Here is a 259-nt window from a genome sequence, read left to right as displayed (position 1 = left end):
AATCTACCCACCCGCTCCATATCAGTTTGGAGACTGGAGCGAGATCCTCGATCGGTACCCTGAGCTTCAACCCGAACTTTTCAGACTGGCTGATGGGATGGCCAATCGGATGGACAGATCCAATGCAGCCGGTAACGGGGTGGCAAGTCTGGCTGCAGCGTATGCGTGGCGAACTCTCAAAGCTGCCCACTATTTAAATAAGGTTTGAAACGGGTTTAAACACCCTTTGAGAATGCTTTGAAGACTATGCGCAGTCGCT

General features: G+C 51.4%; 1 protein-coding gene. It reads left to right on the top strand.

Going from position 1 to position 259, the window contains the following annotated elements; translation table 11 throughout:
- Positions 1-197 (top strand): hypothetical protein (locus HBA93_RS21930; protein ID WP_221724658.1); only part of this gene is annotated, 197 nt, incomplete at its 5' end.
- Between the last annotated feature and the right edge of the window lie 62 nt (positions 198-259).

The sequence above is a fragment of the Ochrobactrum sp. SFR4 genome, assembly GCF_019730395.1.
In the GTDB taxonomy this organism is placed as follows: Bacteria; Pseudomonadota; Alphaproteobacteria; order Rhizobiales; family Rhizobiaceae; genus Pseudochrobactrum.
This window is presented reverse-complemented; position numbering and strand designations above follow the sequence as displayed.